The sequence below is a fragment of the Acinetobacter sp. YH12023 genome (assembly GCF_013420135.1).
Lineage (GTDB): Bacteria > Pseudomonadota > Gammaproteobacteria > Pseudomonadales > Moraxellaceae > Acinetobacter > Acinetobacter amyesii.
Map to the genome: position 1 here is coordinate 35300 of NZ_VOYU01000005.1, position 19086 is coordinate 54385.

Consider the following 19086-nt stretch of genomic DNA (forward strand, 5'->3'; position numbering starts at 1 on the left):
TTCCATGCTCTTTTTTTAAACCTGTATTGCTAAGGCTTTTTGTACCGCTGGACGGGCCGTCAGTCGATCGATATAATCTTTCACGTATGGATAATCTTCCAACTGAATTTGCTGCCATTCATGACGCAGTGCCCAAGGCAGAATAGCCATATCTGCAATCGAATACTCTCCAGCCACAAATTTTTGACCAATCAACTGATGGTTCAAAACTTTATATAAGCGTTTAGATTCATTTACATAACGTTCAGTTGCATACGGAATACGTTCAGGTGCAAAACGACTAAAATGATGATTTTGTCCTAACATGGGCCCAAAACCACCCATTTGCCACATCAACCATTGTTCAACTTCAACGCGCTCAAACTCATCTTCTGGATAAAACAAACCTGTTTTACGTCCAAGATATTGCAGAATCGCACCAGACTCAAAAACTGAAATTGACTCTCCTCGTGGGCCATTTTGATCCACGATTGCAGGGATTTTATTGTTCGGAGAAATTCTCAAAAAGTCTGGCTGAAATTGATCATTTTCCAAGATATTAATCGGAAAAATTTGGTATTCCAAACCCATTTCTTCTAAAGCGATGGTAATTTTATGTCCATTGGGTGTACCCCAATAGTAGAGATCAATCATCTATATTCCTTTTTAATTTTCAGTAAGGCAATCTCATTTTGCTTTATGTATAACATGTTTAATCCAGTGAAAGCTTGTCAGTTTTTCTGAAAAGTAACGTTAAAATGTGAATTATCACTTTTCTTTTAAAATCACTTAAGGTACAAAAATTCAAAAAATATAATTTTTTTATAAAAATCCCTTGAAAAAAATCAGCACAGACCGATATTGATACATGTACAAGGATCAAACGATCTTGTTAGTGAACAGTGGATGCCAAGCATCACTGAACATTTCTTATTGTTACAACTTTGCTTATTAAAGAGAGTTCTAATTATGAGTAGTTTAAATCTTAACCCACTTTTCCGTCGTAGCATTGGTTTTGATCGTTTCAACGATTTATTTGATTATGCCATGCAAAGCGACACACCAAATTACCCGCCATACAATATTGAAAAAACGGCTGAAAATAGCTATCGCATTGTGGTGGCAACCGCAGGTTTTACAGAAGATGAACTTTCGCTAAACTTAGAAAATCAAGTGCTAAGCATTTCAGGTAAACCAACTGAAGCGCAAGATACAACTGTGGAATTCCTGCATAAAGGCATTGCGCGTCGTACATTTAAACTGTCTTTACGCTTAGATGAACATATAGAAGTGCAACAAGCCCTATATGAAAATGGTTTATTGACAGTGGACTTACAGCGTATTATTCCTGAAGAAAAACTACCACGCCAAATTCCAATTGGCAAAAAGGCATTGTTAGAAAGTCCTGTACAAGAAAATAGCGCTGAGTAAACCCTCATAAAAAAAGACCCTTCGGGGTCTTTTTTATATTAAGAAAATTAGTTAGATTCAAAACATGACAAACAAGAATAAAAAATCATCCCATCTCAAAAATATAGTGTCTCGATTCCAATTTATATGTTTCGTTTTTTATCTATTCTCAACTTAATCTTACCCATAGGTGTTTTTAATGAATCCTTGGTGGGTCTGGCTTACAAGCTGTTCATCTACTCTTTTTAAATTTTGGCGTATCTTGCAAAAAATAATCCTACTCTGTATTACTATCTATTTATATGAAATGTACTTTGTTCTGATTGCTTTTATGACATGGAATATACGACCTAATATTACCAAGATGAAAATCTATTGGAGGGTACTGAAAACCCCTATTTCACGGCCTGTTTTATGTAAATAGATCTCACATAGTTAGCTCAATAAAAAGCTTTGCTCACTTTATACCTACATTAAAACTAAATTAAAGCATTTCAAAACGTCTGAATCGAAACAACGATTGAATATCAATTAAAATATAATCAAATTTGTCTTTCTTAAAGAAACTTACTTAATACCCTCAGACATAAGTTCGCATTCATGAATTTTGCTCTATTTTCCAATCAATACGCAGCAAAAATTATTGGTGCCCTTGAACATCATTGAGATTAAAAAACCAAAATATAGGCAAAAAAAAGCACTGCAAATGCAGTGCTTTTTTTATGGATACTTACTTTTTCTTTTTAGGACCAAGTAGCATACCCATTTGACGGCCTTCCATTTTCGGGGTTTGTTCAACAACACCGTATTCAACTACGTCAGCTTCAATTTTTTGTAATTGAGCCAAACCAAGTTGTTGGTGAGCCATCTCACGACCACGGAAACGAAGCGTGATTTTTACCTTATTGCCTTCTTCAAGGAACTTGATAATGGCACGTAGTTTAACGTTGTAGTCACCAACATCAGTACCAGGGCGTAGCTTGATTTCTTTCACCTGTACTTGATGTTGTTTTTTCTTCGCTTCTTTTTGCTTTTGTTTTAGATCAAACAAATGCTTGTTGAAATCCATGATTTTGCAGACTGGTGGCTCAGCATTAGCAACAATCTCAACAAGGTCAAGATCTACTGCTTCTGCAGCACGCAAAGCGTCAGCAAGAGATACAATCCCTTTTTGCTCGCCATTTTCGTCTACTAGACGGACTTCTTTTGCACGAATTTCATCATTCAAGGCAGGACGGTTTGATTTTCCGCCCTGTTGATTACGGTCAGGCTGTTTAATCGCTTTTACTCCACAATGTACCGGCCGCGTTCGGCTACGGCTGCTTTTACTAGGTCAACGAATGCATCAATTGACATAGTACCCAAATTTTTTCCAGAGCGAGTACGGACGTTTACAGTACCTTCCTCAACTTCACGGTCCCCAAGAACCAATAAGTAAGGAATACGCTCTAAAGTACGTTCACGAATCTTAAAGCCGATTTTCTCATTTCTCAAGTCTGAAATCGCGCGGATACCGCTTTCTTTAAGTTTAGCGACGACTGACTCACATGCTTCAGCTTGTGAATCAGTAATGTTCATCACACATGCTTGAATTGGAGACAACCAAGGTGGCATGAAACCAGCATAGTGTTCAATAAGTATACCAATAAAACGCTCGAAACTGCCAAGAATTGCACGGTGCAACATTACAGGCTGATCACGGTCGTTATCTTCAGTCACATAAGACGCATCTAAACGTTCTGGTAAGTTAAAGTCACATTGAATTGTACCGCACTGCCATACACGACCTAAGCAGTCTTTCAATGAAAATTCAATTTTCGGACCGTAGAATGCACCTTCACCCGGTTGAAGTTCCCACTCTAGGCCTGCAGCATCTAAAGCATCTGCTAAAGATTTTTCTGCCATGTCCCAAAGTTTGTCATCACCCACACGTTTTTCTGGACGTGTCGACAACTTCATTTGTACTTCTTCAAAGCCGAAGTCTTTATAAACATCTAATGTCAGTTTAATAAAGTCCGCAACTTCAGTACCGATTTGTTCTTTCGTACAGAAGATATGCGCATCATCTTGTGTAAAGCCACGTACACGCATAATGCCGTGTAATGAACCCGATGGTTCGTTACGGTGACATGAACCAAACTCAGCTAAACGGATTGGCAGGTCACGGTAAGATTTTAAACCTTGGTTGAAGACTTGCACGTGACATGGGCAGTTCATTGGTTTTACTGCATAATTACGGTTCTCTGAGTGAGTCGTAAACATGTTTTCAGCATAGTTAGCTGCGTGCCCTGATTTTTCCCAAAGCGTGAAATCAACCACTTGCGGTGTACGAATTTCTTGGTAACCATTAGCTTGTTGAACTTTACGCATGTATTGTTCAAGCACTTGATAAATAGTCCAGCCGTTCGGATGCCAGAACACCATACCTGGTGCTTCTTCTTGCATATGGAACAAGTCTAACGCTTTACCAATTTTACGGTGATCGCGTTTTTCAGCTTCTTCAATACGTTTAATGTAGGCAGCTAACTGTTTTTTGTCAGCCCAAGCTGTACCGTAAATACGTTGCAGCTGTTCGTTTTTCGCATCACCGCGCCAGTAAGCACCAGAGATTTTAGTCAACTTGAACGATTTTAAGAATTTAGTATTTGGAACGTGCGGACCACGACACATATCCAAGTAGTCTTGATGGTAATACAAGCCCATTTCAGTTTCTTCAGGCATGTCTTCGATCAGACGCAGTTTGTATTCTTCGCCGCGTGCAGTGAACTCTTTGATCACTTCATCACGTGGAGTCATTTTTTTGATGACATCATAGTCTTGGTCGATGAGCTTTTTCATGCGCTCTTCGATTGCAGCCATGTCGTCTAAAGTAAATGGACGTGGCATCCAGATGTCATAGTAGAAACCTTCTTCAATGACAGGACCAATGACCATCTTTGCTTCTGGGAACAATTGCTTAACTGCATGACCCACCAAGTGCGCACAAGAGTGACGAATGATGTGAATACCATCTTCATCTTTAGGCGTGATAATTTGTAGGCTAGCATCTTCTGTAATTAAATCAGACGCATCAACTAAACGATCGTTTACACGACCCGCAACTGTATTTTTTGCTAGACCAGGACCGATGCTTTGAGCAACTTCCATCACAGACACGGCATGATCAAATTCTTTTTGATCGCCATTTGGCAAAGTGATAATTGGCATATAAAAATCCTTAAGGAGTGATGCCCCGTACAATGGAGCATGTCACCGCGAGATTATGATCGAGGGAGACCCTCAAAAGATAAAAACGGTGGATAAATAAAATTCGACCTAGATTTTACACGCCCTGCCAACTTTAATAAACCTCTAATCCCATGGAAGTTGATTTTTCTGCTGCCTTTTACAAGACTCCTGATAATTCAAGCAGATTTCAGCCGAAATACGCTTTATGCTGTCAACATAATAATCACGTTCTAATTCATAAAATTATTCCGAATTTCGAACACCTATACCCACTGAAATCTTTATGTAGGCAGGTATCATGCAAGCACATTCACTTATATCTTGGTCTAGTTTAAAACCGCTACAACCCGCTTATGCCCTTGCAGCCAATGTCGATCTTGTGGTCTTACGGCTCGAAGATGATGATGTAGAAAAAGTCGTGGTCATGTATGGTCGCTGTCAGCATCGCGGCGCCCTCATGGCTGATGCCCATATTCAAGGGGATAAAATCGTCTGTGGGCTGCATGGCTCGCACTATATTTATAAAACTGGTATCAACCCACGTTATCTGAATAAAAATTTGCAAAAGTTTAAAGCATGGGTGGAAGGCGATCAGGTGTACGTCGATCTTGAAGAAATTCAAGCGTGGGAGAAAAGAAATCCTCAACAATATAAGCGTGATCAATACCAAGGCCTATATGCTGACTCCGCGCCCGCACCAGAAGAACCACATAATAAATTGATCTTGGAACTCGCACGAAATGGCTTAAGTAAATTTGGACATCATGGTCCGACAGCGGCGATGGGCGTGCCTTTCAATCAACTCCCGAAATGGGAGGACATTCAACTGATCACCGCACAACTGTGGAAAATTCCATTATTAGATGATGCACCCGTAGCAACCGAAGTAGTGATTGGCCCAAATGCTAAAAAACCCTTAAAACTCAAAATTCCCCTGTTTGTGTCAGATATGAGTTTTGGTGCGTTATCTCAAGAAGCCAAAGTTGCCCTTGCAACAGGTGCTGAAATTGCGGGTACAGGGATTTGCTCAGGTGAAGGCGGAATGCTTGCTGAGGAACAAGCCGCCAACTCACGCTATTTTTATGAATTGGCTTCGGGCCGTTTTGGCTATGACATTGAAAAAGTTAAACAGTGTCAGGCCTTTCATTTTAAAGGCGGTCAAGCTGCAAAAACAGGTACGGGAGGACATCTGCCCGGCCATAAAGTGGTTGGAAAAATTGCAGAAGTGCGCAAATTACCAGAAGGCACCGCAGCCATTTCTCCTGCAACTTTCCCCGACTGGACGCATCTTTCACAATATCGTGAATTTGCAGAATATGTCCGAGCAGAAACCGGCGGCATCCCGATCGGCTATAAACTCTCCGCACAGCATATTGAACGTGATATTGACGCAGCACTCAGCATCGGTGTGGACTATATTATTTTAGATGGTCGTGGCGGTGGAACAGGTGCAGCCCCCACCTTATTCCGTGACAATATCTCTGTACCGACCATTCCTGCACTTGCACGAGCACGTCGTCATTTAGACCGTTTAGGACGGTCAGATATTAGTTTAGTGATCACAGGTGGACTTCGTGTACCCGCTGACTTTATTAAGGCACTCGCTTTAGGTGCAGATGCCATCGCGATTTCAAACTCTGCCATGCAAGCCATTGGCTGTTTAGCTATGCGTGCCTGTCAGACCAATGATTGTTCTGTCGGCATTGCCACACAACAAGATCATTTACGTCGTCGTTTAGAAATAGACAAATCGGCACAACAACTGGCGAATTTTCTAAATGCATCCGTTGAACTGATGCAAGTCATGGCTCGTGCCTGCGGACATCATCATCTGAATCAATTCTGCAAAGATGACCTGACCACATGGAAAAAAGAAATGTCGAACCTCACGGGTATTCACTACAGTGGATTTGAGTAAGCTTCAAATCATGAGCTTTTTTCAAAACAATTGAACCTAAAAAGAGTCCATACGGGCTCTTTTTATTCTCTGAAGGTCTCAAAGGCCATGAATTGATCAGCTTGGTACAACCAAAGCTGTGCAAATTGAGGGATGATCATTTCACTCTGGGTAGGGCGTAAAAAAATATAATCATCTACATCTATGCTGCTTGTCTGTGGAATTTGCACAAGCTCCTGATTACTACTGCGACCATATAACGCATGGGGCTGACTGCCTTGAGGATAAACATAGTCCCCTCGCCAATAGCCTCCATAAATAAATACAGCCTGATATTTTGCCCAACGACTGAGCCATTCTAACTGTGGTAATTCAGTCCGCGGCAACACTTTTAACACAGGCGTGGCGATCCACAAGGCACTTTGGAAAGCTTGTAAATTTTTCAGTTCAAAATCTGCAGGTTTTAATAACATCGAGCCAAACGAGACTTCGTTACAGACACTCTGCTGACAATGAAAACTAAAACTAGGACTACCACCACCATTCCAACAGGTGTATTCATCACATAAGGTTGGGTAGCGCTGTTGTACATAAGCTTTGAATTGTTGATAACTTTGCTGGGACTGTTGATAAGTCTGTTCAGCAGATTGGATCAGCCGTGGAATCTTCGCCACATGTGCGTCATAGCCCATCAATCCTGAAAATTTTAAATGTTGGGGATGTTGAACGATTACATCCAAAACAGCCTTTAGCTCATTGATCGTTTTCAGGCCTCCACGGTGTAGCCCCACATCGATTTCAATATTGATGCGTAGACACAGTTGATGCTGCTCAGCAAATTTGAGGTATTGGGCTAAACGCTGTTCACTATCAATCAGCCATTGCACTTGCGATTGCGTTGCCTGCAAAAATGCCTTGTCTGCATGGTTTAAGGCCTGAATCGGCATCGGTTTTCCAAACAACACATCGGCTTGCGGAATCGATTCGAAAAGTGTTTTTAGATGTGCAAAATGAAATAGCATGAAACGCTGTGTCTTGAGCTGTGTAGCACAGTGTTGAAGCAGAGCCATGCAGGCCAAGGATTTCACCACCAAGCGCGGATGCAGACGCTCTGGCATTTGCTGCTGAGTGACCACCAAGTTGTGATTTAATGCATCAACATCCACGATTAACTGGGGCATCCCAGTGCCTTTTAGCTTTAACAGCGTATTCAACTGTTGAAAATATGCATCCATGCCATCCCCTTTTTCATATCGTTCAATTGGTCTTCAACGTTTAACGTTCCACGATGCTTATTCAATCAGTATTTGCTGTAGCTCTGGACTGAGCCACTTTTGCTTCGGATCTAATTCTTGTCGAATCTTTAAAAAATCCTGCCACTTTGGGTACACATTTTGAAGCTGCCGCGCATTTAGGCTATGCAATTTACCCCAATGCGGACGCCCGCCATATTTTAAAAAAATCGTCTCCACGAGCTTAAAGATGACTTGATAATCTTGCTTATAGAACTGATGCACCGAAATTGAGGCCGAATCTTGCTGATAAAACGGACTGAGCCAAATATCATCTCCACGTACAAGTCGATATTCTAGCGGAAAAAACATCGGAACCTTATGTCGTCGAAGGGTATGCAAAATTTCTTCTAAACAATTCATCCCGTGTTGCAGCGGAATCTGGTATTCCATCTCATTAAATTTGGTATTTCGAGCAGAAGGAAAAATTCGACTTGACCAGTCTACGCTGATCGAAGGTTTGACAAAAACACCCAATAAATTTTGTAGCCATGGATTCAGTGGTGGAAAGAATCGCGTCAATTCTGCACAAAATTTGAGTAAAACGTCGTCATCTAACCACTGTTCTTTCCGCGGTTGAAGGTTATCTTCCGTCTCATCTAAGGTTTTTAAAATAACCTGATCGGCATGACTAAATGCCCAGAACTCAATATGTCGATGTTCATATTGCCATTGCTGCATATTCTGCATGACATCTTTCAACGGACATAATCGCGTCTGTTCTTTGAGTTTATACATCGGCCGATTTTGCAGCTTTACATGCGTCAGCGCGCCTAAACTCCCGAGTGAAACACGCCCTGCTTGGAAAATTTCGCTGTTCTGTTCAGCACTGCATTGTAGTAATTCACCCTGCGCGGTTAATAATTCAAACCTCGTAACCAATGCCGATAAACATGGTAATTCGAGTCCGGTACCATGCGTCCCTGTTGCAATAGCTCCAGCCAAACTTTGACGATCAATATCTCCTTGATTAATCAGTGCCTGATCAAAAGACGCGAGCTTCTCACCCAAATCAAATAATCGTGTGCCAGCTTGGACGGTACTTTGGCAGCGTTCAGCATCGATATCTAGAATGCCTTTGAGATGATCTAAACGTACTAAGGTATCTGTGGTTTTTGCCAAAGGGCTAAATGAGTGCCCTGCACCGACCATACGAATCTTAGGATGGGATTGCACCACATCCATTAATTGCTCAAGATTTTGCGGTTGTATAAATGACTTCGGGATCGACTTCTGAGCACCTGACCAATTTTCCCATGCAATGTCGTGTTGAATTGTCATATTCATCCTTGTCGCCATACTTTTTATTGTATTTAGCCGTATTGTTTTATTTTTGATTTCCGCTTTTGCAATGTTAATGCACAAGCCATCTTGATTTTTTACTTAGATTATACGAAGTTCTGTATCTTCTCAAATTTAAGTTTATTGTTATAAAACCGCAAATAAGCCACGATCAATTAAAGAGAAAATAATTCATCTATATAGCCACAAAGACTATTCAAGGCGCTCTACATTATTCGTTAAGCATCATTCAAACCGAATCAATAAAAAAGATCACACGGAAATATCTGCTAAATTAGTATAAAAAACCAACAAACCCTGTATATTTTTCAACTAAATTATTTATGCTAAAAAATCAATTTTGAGAACCACGGGGTTCATTTTCGTCACCTTATTGTTTTTATTATGTTAAATTTCAATCACTTAAAAATTTAGTGTAAATACTCGACTAAAGCATAAATGCAGAGAAGCTACGGACTGAATTATTGTTAAGTCAGATTTAAAACAAATAGACATGGACTTGGAGTACCACGATGGTTAGCGCATACGATGAATTGCCACGGACCCCGGCAAATTTTGTGGCACTTTCGCCTCTACGTTATTTAGAGCGTGCAGCCTATATTTATCCTGATCAGGATGCCATTATCCACGGCAATCGTCATATTTCATGGCGCCAAACGTATAATCGTTGTCGTCAATTTGCACATCAGTTGCAACAATTAGGCATTGGCAAAAACGATACCGTGTCTGTGTTATTACCGAACGTTCCGGCTATGGTTGAAGCACACTTTGCCGTACCGATGGCGGGTGCTGTACTAAATACGCTAAATACACGCCTTGATGCGAAAACCATTGCCTTCATGCTGGAACATGCAGAAACCAAAGTCCTGTTGGTTGACCCTGAATTTGCTCAAGTTGCCACCGAAGCTTTGGCTTTGATCGATCAAGACATTTATGTCATTGATGTTGCAGATGCTGAATTTGAAGGCACAGCACAACCGATTGGACAAATTGAATTTGAAGACTGGTTGGCGCAAGGCGATGCCAACTTTGAGTGGCACTTACCTCAAGATGAATGGGATGCAATTAGCTTAAGCTATACCTCGGGTACCACAGGGAATCCAAAAGGCGTGGTGTATCATCACCGCGGCGCATATATCAATGCAGCGAGTAACATCATTGCTTGCGGCATGACGCCACGTGCAACGTATCTGTGGACGCTTCCTCTATTCCACTGTAATGGCTGGTGCTTTGCATGGACGATGGCAGCCAATGGCGGAACCAATATTTGTCTACGTAAAATCGACCCTGAACTGATTTTCAAACTGATCGCAGAGCACAAAGTAGATTATTTCTGCGGTGCGCCAATCGTACTTTCAATGATGATCAATACGCCTGAAGAGAAAAAAGCGCAATTTGACCATCGCGTTGAAGTGATGGTTGCTGGTGCAGCGCCACCTGCTGCGATTATTGAAGGGATGCGTAATATTGGTATCAATGTCACACATGTTTACGGTTTGACTGAAACCTATGGTCCATCAGCACTTTGCGCATCGCAAGCTGGTTGGTCTGATCTTTCCATTCAAGAACAAGCACAGTTGCATTCTCGCCAAGGTGTGCCATACCCGCTTCAAGATGGCATGAAAGTCATTGATCCTGAAACCATGTTACCTGTTCCGCATGATGGCCAGACCATGGGTGAAATCATGTTCCGTGGCAACATCGTAATGAAAGGCTATTTGAAAAACCCAGAAGCAACGGCTGAAGCCTTTGCCGGTGGCTGGTTCCATACCGGCGACTTAGCCGTCTGCCAACCTGACGGTTATGCCAAAATTACTGACCGCTCTAAAGATGTGATCATTTCAGGGGGTGAAAACATTTCATCGCTCGAAGTAGAAGAAATTCTATATCAACACCCTGCTGTACTGACCGCTGCAGTGGTTGCAAAACCTGACCCTCGTTGGCAAGAAGTGCCTTGTGCCTTTATTGAATTAAAAGCAGGTAAAGAAGCAACGCCTGAAGAACTGATCGAATTCTGTAAGCAGCACCTTGCACGTTTCAAAGTACCTAAAGATGTAGTGATTACCGAAATTCCAAAAACCTCGACAGGTAAACTTCAGAAGTTCGTTCTCCGTGAATGGGCTAAAGAGCGCGCTGTTGGTGAATTTGGTTAATGTTAAAACTCAAAAGCCAAGCATGATTTTTTCAATCATTTAAGCAAAAAAAGCGACCTAATCAGGTCGCTTTTTTGATGTGAAGTCTATAACTTCACGTTTTGCTTCAATGATCAGATCATGTTGAATTCTCTGATCATTTAGCTATCTAAGTACTTGGCTATCTAATCATGCATTAGTTATCAGATAATAAAGCCACTTGTTGAATGTAGTTAAACAATTTCAACTTTGACGCAGTCAGTTCTTCTTCGCTTACATTTTTTGCTATATCACGTTGAATACGCAAAATATGCTGACGAATAGGATGATGTTCAGCAGCATTATGTGCTTTCATGAACTCTTTAATGACGGGATCACCTTGGGCAATCATACGTTCAGTCCAGCGTTGAAGCTGCGCTGTTTTTTTCGCACCTTGCTGCGGGGTTAAGTAAGATAAAATCATGGTTTCATCTTCATTACGCAGTAGTTTACCTACACGTTGAAACTGACGGCGTCGCGCTTCATGTGAAGTAATTGTTTGTGCATCTAGTAGTGCTTCGATCAGACGCTCTTCAACAGGAAGATTTTTAATCTGTTTAGGATTCAGTTTTGCAAGTTCCTCGCCCAAAGCAGCCATACGTTGTACAGCTTTCTTTTGCTCAGTTTTACTTGCACGTCCTTCTAAGGATTCAAAGTCTTCTTCGGTATAGCGGTTCGGTCGACGTGCCACGTTTAATCTGCCTCGTAAAATTTTGCCGCAAACAGTGCTTGAATTTCAGATAAAGCTTTTTCTTCATCTGCACCTTCAATCACCAAGCGTAAAGTTGTGCCCTTGCCTGCGCCAAGCATCAGCAAAGACATAATATTTTTGGCATCTACTAATTTTCCACCCTTACCAATTTGAATCGACGAGCGAAATTTGGTCGTGACTTCGATTAGCTTGCCAGATGCACGCGCATGTAAACCCAGTTTATTAATTACGTCAACAGTTGTGTCGATCATGACCAGTGCTTCATTTCTCTATGTAGAACCTGAATAGACCATTTTGCCTCAAGTGCTTTTTTTAGTCTATCTACGATATATACCGAACGGTGTTGCCCACCTGTACAACCGATCGACACCGTCATGTAATGACGATGCCCTTCGGCAAATGCCGGCAGCCATTTATCCAAGAAATTATAAATATCTTGGAACATTTCATTGGTTTGTTCACTTTGTTGTAAAAACTGACGAACTGGCTCATCCAATCCTGAATACTTACGCAATTCCATATCCCAGTGTGGATTGGGCAAATGACGGACGTCAAAAACATAATCTGCATCGAGTGGAATACCATGCTTATAGCCAAAAGACTGTAAGATCAAAATTAAATTATCTGCCTGTCCAAGTTTAGACAGCAAGGTATGTTTTAAATCATGTACGCTCTTATCTGTAGTATCAATATGTACTGTCGAGCGTAATTGAATCGGCAACAGTAAAGATTTTTCTTCCTGTATGCACTCATTTAAACTTTTGAAACGACTTGCCAACGGATGGGGACGTCGAGATGAACTGAATCGCGCAATCAATTCCTGATCACGCGTGGTCAAATAAATAATATCGACTGAGCCATGGCGTTGTAGCTGTTGAAAAACCAAATCGAACTCTTGTAAATCTGCACGTGTACTGCGGACATCCACACCCAGTGCCAATTGTTCAAGATTATTTTCTGAATCGAGTTTTTCAACAATTTCGGGGAGTAAGGCCAATGGCAAATTATCGATACAGTAATAGCCCAAATCCTCAAGTATCTGTAATGCAGATGACTTTCCAGATCCAGATTGTCCTGTAACAATTAAAATGCGTTTCATCGCTTGCTACCCCATAGCCGTTTTAGACTGCAGTATATTTAACCTGCATATTATCAATAAGACGTGTTGCGCCTAATTTAGCCGCAATAAACAACACCACGTCTTGATCAAATTCTTCAATTTTCTGTAATTCAGGTGTACGTGCTTCAACATAGTCCACAACAAAACCCGCTGCTGTCAATGTTGCTTTAATATTCGCTAACACATCTGCAAGTTGAGTTCCAGCATGTAATTCTGCCTCAGCCGTTTTCAAGCTTTGGTAAATCGTTGGTGCAATCGCACGATTTTCCGCACTTAAATAACCATTGCGTGAGCTCAATGCCAAACCATCTTCAGCACGAGTAATCGGCACACCAATCACTTCTAGTGGAATATTTAAGTCACGTACAAACTGACGAATCACTGCAAGTTGCTGGTAATCTTTTTGCCCAAAGAATGCAAAATTCGGTTGAACAATATTAAAGAGTTTTGTCACAACAACAGCAACACCGTCAAAATGACCCGGACGCTGTTCGCCACACAAATCATTAGTAATACCGCCCACGCTAATATTGGTTAAGCGCGGCTTGTTGCCATACATTTGTTCAACGGTCGGTGCAAACACGATGTCACAACCCACTTCAGCCAATAAGTGCTGATCTTGTTCCAAAGTACGTGGATAGTTGTCAAAGTCTTCATTTGGACCAAACTGAATTGGGTTAACGAAAATACTCACCACCACGACATCACACAGTTTACGTGCTTCACGAACTAAATTAAGGTGACCTTCATGCAAGTTCCCCATCGTTGGTACAAAACCAATGATTTTGCGCGCAGCACGTGCTGGATTTAGCGATGCACTTAAACCTTGAATCGTTGTTTCAGTTTTCATGTCTTACAGCTCAATTTGGAATGTATGTTCTTTGGCAGGGAAACTACCATCAAGTACGGCAGCATGATACGCCTTAAACGCATCCACAATTGCCGTTTCCCCTGCTTGCTCTTTCATAAAGTTGCGAACAAATTTCGCCACGTGACTAAACGTCAGTCCCAACATATCTTGTTGAACCAAGACTTGAGCATCCGTTTCTGCACCGGCACCGATCCCAATCACAGGTGTATTTGGGAATAATTCACTAATTTCTTTACCCACTTGGGCAGGAACACACTCCAAAAGTAAAATTGCTGCACCTGCATCAACCACAGCTTTACAGTCTGCAATGAGTTGATCCGCAGTTTCGCGTGTACGTGCTTGCACTTTATAACCGCCAAACACATGAACCGATTGCGGAGTTAACCCTAAATGCACACACACTGGAATACCATTACGGGTCAATACTTCAACTGTTTCTGACAACCATGCACCACCTTCCAATTTGACCATCTGCGCGCCTGCTTGCATTACGGTCTTTGAATTAACCAAAGCATCATTCAAAGTGGCATAGGTCATAAATGGCAAATCTGTCAGAATAAACGCATGCTTATTGCCACGACGCACTGCCGCAGTGTGATATGCCATATCTTCAACAGTGACAGGTAAGGTTGAGTCATTACCTTGAATGGTCATCCCCAATGAATCACCAATCAGAATACTATCGACTTCAGCAACTTCCATTGCTTTTGCCATGCTCGCATCATAGCAAGTCAGGCAGGAGAATTTGCGGCCTTCCGCTTTAAATTTTTTCAAGTCACTTAGACTAATCATTTCAATATTCCTCAGATGACGGCTTTCTCAAGTGGTCATACAAAAATTAAAGATGGGCCCAGTTTCCTGCATCCAATACAGTTAAATTTGGATTATTCAAAATAGGTAAATCTTTTAATGGTTGTCCTTTAATCTGTAGATTCTCATCTAAATCCAACAAAGGCTTCAACACAAAATCACGTTCTAAAACACCAACATGAGGCACCGTCAAACGTTCATTTTGAATGTGCTGTTCACCATAAATCAGTAAATCTAAATCCAGTGTACGCTCCCCCCAATGACGTAGGCGTACACGCCCCGACTCTTGTTCAAAGCGTTGCAATTCATCCAACAAGGCCAATGGTGCTAGATCAGTTTCTAATGCAACCGCTGCATTTAAATAATTCGGCTGATCTTGTGGCCCCATTGGCGGGCTTTGATACAGTTTTGAGACTTTCACTTTTCCGAGTGTTGCAAGTTTATGCACCGCTTCACTAAGGATCTGTAGAGAATCACCTAAATTACTGCCTAAACCAATATATGTCAGCGTCATTGTGTTGGCCCAAAAATAACCTGAGTCAAATCTCGTTTCACACGTTTACGTTTTAAAATCGGATGATCTGCACCAATTGCACCACTGGCTGACGCTGCAACGATTGACACTGTCTCTAGACTATTGGCATGTGATTTAGGCTTACGTTGACGGCGACTTCTGCTTTCTGGTTCATTCACCAGCGGTTCAATTTCAACTTGCTGATGAGTAGAAGTTTTGGCTTCCACATCTTCATGCGCCGCTTTACGACGACTCTTGGCACGTTGACGATTGTATTGGCTAATTGCTCGTTCTTTTTCGTCAGTGCTCATCTGCTGATAAGCATCCCACCACTGCCCCATGCCTTGCGTGCTTGTATCGCCCGATTTTTCACGCAGCAGCAGAAAGTCAAAGCCTGCACGGAAACGTGCATGACCTGAAAGTGCTTCAATTTGCTGTGGTTTTGGACTTAGTAAACGGGTTTGCATTTCCCAAACTTCACGAATAAATGTTTCGGCAAAGCGTGGAATAATGGTTCGTGTAGCCTGACGTTTCAATACATCTAAACCAGCTTGAGCACGTGCTTCAGCAGGAACAACACCTTTATTTAGATAGAACGTACAACGCTCTTGGAACGGAATCCACAATAACACGGCATAGAAAAATGCAGGGTTAATGGTTTTCCCAATCGAAATACGTTGATCGGTATTTTTTGCAGCCAACTCAATAAATGGCGTTACAACCGGTTTGATATCTGCAAATAACTGATACCAAATACCAAAATCGATCAGCATCGGTAAGACGCGATTGAGATGCCCCATAGTAAAGAGTTTTTGTGACTCGTCGTATAAACGATGTGGAGACACATCACGCAGCAATTGAGTAAGTTCTGGGGTAAAGACATCCAGAATTTTTTCATCAATATTAAAGTTTAATTTGGCTGCGAAACGTAAAGTCCGAAGCATCCGCACAGGATCTTCTTCAAAACGGAGTTGTGGATCACCCAATAAACGCAACGTTTTATGTTTTATGTCATCTACTGCATGACAAAAATCTAACACTTCGCCTTTGCGTGGTTGGTAATACATCGCATTGATCGAAAAGTCACGGCGTGCAAAGTCTTGCTCAATCGTACCCCAATTATTATCACGTAAAATCATGCCCGCAGCAGAAGTCACGGCTTTTTTAGGCGGCGCACGGAAGGTCGCAACTTCGATCAGTTCACGTCCTGAGTAGACATGCGCCAGCTCAAAACGACGACCAATAATTCGGCAACGTCGCCCGAAGACTTCTTTCACCTGAGCTGGTGTCGCATTAGTTACGGCATCAAAATCTTTAGGTGCATGACCCAACATTAGGTCGCGGACACTGCCACCCACGATATAAGCTTCATAGCCTGCCTTAGTTAAGGCATCAATCACATCTAAAATGGAAGAAGGTAATTGTGTAGTTGATAAACCACATTTGGACGCGCGCAAAGTTTGCAAAAGACGCTGTCTCCTACGTCTGAACGTAAAATTCTTAAGATGTCGCTAATGATATCTCTAACACAATCAAAGGGCAATTTGATTATCTCGATGCTCAAGCTGAGCTTAACCTAATTCTTTTTTTTACACTTCACTTAAAGTGCCAATTTTGCTTTATTTTTAGCAAACAGCGCAGGACCGATTCCCTTAACCTGTTGAATATCATCAATGCTTTTAAATAAGCCATTACTTTTGCGATATTGCACAATTGCTTCTGCTTTTTTCTGACCAATTCCATGCAATGTCTGCAGTTCATCGACTGAGGCTGTATTTAAACGTACCTGATCTGTTCGACTATTTTGTTGGGTGCTGGGTCGTGACAAATAATAGTTGGCATTGCTCGGTGCAGTTGCCACTTTGGACTTCGAGGCCTCAGATTGCTTTTTTAATTGCTGATCTTGAGCTTGCTGCATGGCTTTCCATTCCGCGTAGCCCGAAGGGCTTTGCGCAAAAGTTAAATCTGCCATTAAACCCAAAACCAAGACAAGTAATTGTGTAGAGTATTTATTCTTTAGGATGTGGTACATATTTAGCCTGTTGTTTTAATTGTTGTTTTGCCTGTTCCCACAACTGATCCATTTCAGTCAGAGACAGGTCTTCTACATGTTTTTGTTGTAATGTGGCCTGTGCTTCAATATAAGCAAAGCGGCTTCTAAATTTATGAATGGTACTTAAAAGTGCCATCTCACTTGAGATGCCAATCTTACGTCCAACATTCACCAGAGAAAATAAGCAATCACCAAATTCATCAAATATTTCGTCGGATTTTTTGCCTGCCAAAGCCTCTTTTAATTCCCCCAGCTCTTCCTCAAGCTTGCCATAAGCCCCTTCAATATCTGGAAAATCAAAGCCAATTTTCGCCACATTTTTTTGAATTTCATCTGCTTGGCTTAATGCAGGTGCATGTTTAACTTCATCTAATCTTGATGCTGATTTCCCTGCTTTTTCTTGTTGTTTAATCTGTTTCCATAGTGTTGCCACATCATCCGCATTGAGTGCTGAGAATTGCTCTGCCTGAAACACATGGGGATGACGGCGAATTAATTTATCTGTAATGGCTTGCACCACATCTTGAAAATCAAATGCGCCTTGTTCGCTATACATCTGCGACTGAAAAACCACTTGCAGCAACAAATCCCCCAGTTCATCTCGTACATCATCACTCTGACCTGAACGAACTGCCGCTTCAACTTCATAGGCTTCTTCGATGGCATAACGAGTCAAACTTTCTGGGGTTTGCTTTTGATCCCATGGACATTTTTCACGTAATTCTTTCATCACTGCTAATAATTGTTCCATGTGAACTCCAGCTATTTACTCATCAGTACATTGTTTCGATTACAGAATTTGATATGCTCAAAATTCACTCAGGGAATGAGCAACTCAATTCAGGGAAGCATAACATGCAAAGTATTTTTATTAGCGGTGCAGGACAAGGGATTGGTGCAGCAATTGCACGACTGTTCATACAACAAGGCTATAAAGTTGGGCTCTACGACATTAACCAATCTCAAGTCACCTCATTAGCTGCTGAACTCGGTAGCCATGCCAAAGCTGGGCTTTTAGATGTGACACAACCAGAGCAATGGCAAAGCGCTTTAGCTGAATTTGTTGCTTGGGCAGGTCAGCTGAATATATTAGTCAATAATGCCGGAATTCTGCATTCAGGCAGCTTTGAACATACGGAACTGTCTGCACACCACCGAACGATTGATATCAATGTCAAAGGGGTGATAAACGGTTGCTATGCGGCATTCCCCTATTTACAACAAAGCAATTTTGCTCGTGTGATTAACCTCTCTTCGGCTTCAGCTATTTATGGACAAGCAGATTTAGCCAGCTATGCCACATCTAAATTTGCTGTACGTGGGCTCACTGAAAGCTTAGATATTGAATGGCAAAAATACAATATTCGCGTTTTAGATGTAATGCCTTTATTTGTTCAAACCGCGATGGTGCAAGACATGGATGCCCAAAGCATTAAGAAAATGGGCGTCAATCTTCAACCTAGCGATGTTGCTCAGCAAATTTATGCCTTGGTACAAAAAAAGGATACGGTCTTAATGGCCACACATACACCTGTGGGGATGAAAGCTAAATTTTTATTTAATTTATCGAAGTTTAGCCCGCAATTTGTCAACCGCTTAAGTAATATTTGGATTGCACAAAAACCCAAATAGCAACGTGTTACTAATCATTTAATTTTGCAATCATATTTGTACGCAAATTACACAAAGTTACACAATTGTCACATTTTAACAGGACAAAATTCCTT

General features: G+C 41.5%; 18 protein-coding genes. 4 read left to right on the plus strand and 14 right to left on the minus strand.

The genetic code is table 11. The annotated features are described in order from the left end of the window. Window positions 1-15 precede the first annotated feature (15 nt). Window positions 16-633, minus strand: a complete 618-nt coding sequence (locus FTT92_RS06930) for a glutathione S-transferase N-terminal domain-containing protein (protein WP_078192641.1) — start codon at window positions 631-633, stop codon at window positions 16-18. Between the two features lie 315 nt (window positions 634-948). Between FTT92_RS06930 and FTT92_RS06935 the strand changes: the two genes are divergently transcribed. Next, window positions 949-1410, plus strand: coding sequence for an Hsp20 family protein (locus FTT92_RS06935; RefSeq protein ID WP_180171732.1), 462 nt, complete (start codon window positions 949-951; stop codon window positions 1408-1410). 709 nt (window positions 1411-2119) lie between these two features. On the opposite strand, the gene infC is transcribed toward FTT92_RS06935, so the two are convergent. Together infC and thrS are read right to left on the minus strand one after the other, a co-directional pair. Next, entirely contained in the window at window positions 2120-2668 is a 549-nt protein-coding gene (gene infC, locus FTT92_RS06940) for a translation initiation factor IF-3 (protein ID WP_180026032.1), read from the minus strand. A 5-nt stretch (window positions 2669-2673) separates the two neighbouring features. After that, entirely contained in the window at window positions 2674-4596 is a 1923-nt protein-coding gene (gene thrS, locus FTT92_RS06945) for a threonine--tRNA ligase (protein WP_078189589.1), read from the minus strand. Window positions 4597-4915: 319 nt separating this feature from the next. Here thrS and FTT92_RS06950 point away from each other — a divergent pair, with 319 nt between their 5' ends. Then, complete coding sequence (locus FTT92_RS06950) at window positions 4916-6535, plus strand: glutamate synthase-related protein (protein WP_180171733.1); 1620 nt, start codon at window positions 4916-4918, stop codon at window positions 6533-6535. Between the two features lie 62 nt (window positions 6536-6597). Here the strand turns inward: FTT92_RS06950 and FTT92_RS06955 are convergent, their stop codons facing one another. Both FTT92_RS06955 and FTT92_RS06960 read right to left on the minus strand, forming a co-directional pair. Continuing rightward, entirely contained in the window at window positions 6598-7749 is a 1152-nt protein-coding gene (locus tag FTT92_RS06955) for an alanine racemase (RefSeq protein ID WP_180171734.1), read from the minus strand. A gap of 57 nt (window positions 7750-7806) precedes the next feature. After that, complete coding sequence (locus tag FTT92_RS06960) at window positions 7807-9087, minus strand: D-arabinono-1,4-lactone oxidase (protein ID WP_180171814.1); 1281 nt, start codon at window positions 9085-9087, stop codon at window positions 7807-7809. 533 nt (window positions 9088-9620) lie between these two features. On the opposite strand from FTT92_RS06960, the gene FTT92_RS06965 reads away from it, so the two are divergent. Further along, window positions 9621-11261, plus strand: a complete 1641-nt coding sequence (locus FTT92_RS06965) for an acyl-CoA synthetase (RefSeq protein ID WP_111884733.1) — start codon at window positions 9621-9623, stop codon at window positions 11259-11261. A gap of 175 nt (window positions 11262-11436) precedes the next feature. Here FTT92_RS06965 and yjgA read toward each other — a convergent pair whose 3' ends face one another. From yjgA to mazG, 9 genes are all read right to left on the minus strand, one after another. Beyond that, entirely contained in the window at window positions 11437-11970 is a 534-nt protein-coding gene (yjgA, locus tag FTT92_RS06970) for a ribosome biogenesis factor YjgA (protein ID WP_078189593.1), read from the minus strand. A gap of 2 nt (window positions 11971-11972) precedes the next feature. After that, window positions 11973-12242 (minus strand): HPr family phosphocarrier protein, encoded by a 270-nt coding sequence (locus FTT92_RS06975; RefSeq protein ID WP_067763492.1) that lies wholly within the window; start codon window positions 12240-12242, stop codon window positions 11973-11975. Further along, window positions 12239-13090: an RNase adapter RapZ gene (gene rapZ / locus FTT92_RS06980; RefSeq protein ID WP_078189595.1), complete on the minus strand. Its 852-nt coding sequence runs from the start codon at window positions 13088-13090 to the stop codon at window positions 12239-12241. Before rapZ ends, FTT92_RS06975 begins: the two co-directional genes overlap by 4 nt. A 22-nt stretch (window positions 13091-13112) precedes the next feature. After that, window positions 13113-13961: a pantoate--beta-alanine ligase gene (gene panC / locus FTT92_RS06985; RefSeq protein WP_078192648.1), complete on the minus strand. Its 849-nt coding sequence runs from the start codon at window positions 13959-13961 to the stop codon at window positions 13113-13115. Between the two features lie 3 nt (window positions 13962-13964). Beyond that, window positions 13965-14774 (minus strand): 3-methyl-2-oxobutanoate hydroxymethyltransferase, encoded by an 810-nt coding sequence (panB, locus tag FTT92_RS06990; protein ID WP_180171735.1) that lies wholly within the window; start codon window positions 14772-14774, stop codon window positions 13965-13967. A gap of 46 nt (window positions 14775-14820) precedes the next feature. After that, window positions 14821-15306: a 2-amino-4-hydroxy-6-hydroxymethyldihydropteridine diphosphokinase gene (gene folK, locus FTT92_RS06995; RefSeq protein WP_078192650.1), complete on the minus strand. Its 486-nt coding sequence runs from the start codon at window positions 15304-15306 to the stop codon at window positions 14821-14823. Further along, entirely contained in the window at window positions 15303-16772 is a 1470-nt protein-coding gene (gene pcnB, locus FTT92_RS07000; protein WP_180171736.1) for a polynucleotide adenylyltransferase PcnB, read from the minus strand. Before pcnB ends, folK begins: the two co-directional genes overlap by 4 nt. Window positions 16773-16906: 134 nt before the next feature. Further along, window positions 16907-17338, minus strand: a complete 432-nt coding sequence (locus FTT92_RS07005) for a ComEA family DNA-binding protein (RefSeq protein WP_180005384.1) — start codon at window positions 17336-17338, stop codon at window positions 16907-16909. Next, a complete protein-coding gene (mazG, locus tag FTT92_RS07010; protein ID WP_180171737.1) occupies window positions 17316-18110 on the minus strand; it encodes a nucleoside triphosphate pyrophosphohydrolase in 795 nt (264 codons plus the stop codon). Before mazG ends, FTT92_RS07005 begins: the two co-directional genes overlap by 23 nt. Before the next feature lie 104 nt (window positions 18111-18214). On the opposite strand from mazG, the gene FTT92_RS07015 reads away from it, so the two are divergent. Next, window positions 18215-18991 carry an SDR family oxidoreductase gene (locus FTT92_RS07015; protein WP_180171738.1) on the plus strand — a complete coding sequence of 259 codons (777 nt, stop codon included), beginning with the start codon at window positions 18215-18217 and terminating at the stop codon, window positions 18989-18991. The last annotated feature ends 95 nt before the right edge of the window (window positions 18992-19086 follow it).

Coding starts and splice junctions, on each gene's coding strand:
- thrS (WP_078189589.1), bottom strand. CDS start 4,596: ATGCCAATTATCACTTTGCCAAATGGCGATCAAAAAGAATTTGATCAT.
- panB (WP_180171735.1), bottom strand. CDS start 14,774: ATGATTAGTCTAAGTGACTTGAAAAAATTTAAAGCGGAAGGCCGCAAA.
- FTT92_RS06935 (WP_180171732.1), top strand. CDS start 949: ATGAGTAGTTTAAATCTTAACCCACTTTTCCGTCGTAGCATTGGTTTT.
- panC (WP_078192648.1), bottom strand. CDS start 13,961: ATGAAAACTGAAACAACGATTCAAGGTTTAAGTGCATCGCTAAATCCA.
- FTT92_RS06930 (WP_078192641.1), bottom strand. CDS start 633: ATGATTGATCTCTACTATTGGGGTACACCCAATGGACATAAAATTACC.
- FTT92_RS06975 (WP_067763492.1), bottom strand. CDS start 12,242: ATGATCGACACAACTGTTGACGTAATTAATAAACTGGGTTTACATGCG.
- folK (WP_078192650.1), bottom strand. CDS start 15,306: ATGACGCTGACATATATTGGTTTAGGCAGTAATTTAGGTGATTCTCTA.
- FTT92_RS06960 (WP_180171814.1), bottom strand. CDS start 9,087: ATGACAATTCAACACGACATTGCATGGGAAAATTGGTCAGGTGCTCAG.
- FTT92_RS07015 (WP_180171738.1), top strand. CDS start 18,215: ATGCAAAGTATTTTTATTAGCGGTGCAGGACAAGGGATTGGTGCAGCA.
- rapZ (WP_078189595.1), bottom strand. CDS start 13,090: ATGAAACGCATTTTAATTGTTACAGGACAATCTGGATCTGGAAAGTCA.
- FTT92_RS07005 (WP_180005384.1), bottom strand. CDS start 17,338: ATGTACCACATCCTAAAGAATAAATACTCTACACAATTACTTGTCTTG.
- FTT92_RS06950 (WP_180171733.1), top strand. CDS start 4,916: ATGCAAGCACATTCACTTATATCTTGGTCTAGTTTAAAACCGCTACAA.
- FTT92_RS06955 (WP_180171734.1), bottom strand. CDS start 7,749: ATGGATGCATATTTTCAACAGTTGAATACGCTGTTAAAGCTAAAAGGC.
- mazG (WP_180171737.1), bottom strand. CDS start 18,110: ATGGAACAATTATTAGCAGTGATGAAAGAATTACGTGAAAAATGTCCA.
- FTT92_RS06965 (WP_111884733.1), top strand. CDS start 9,621: ATGGTTAGCGCATACGATGAATTGCCACGGACCCCGGCAAATTTTGTG.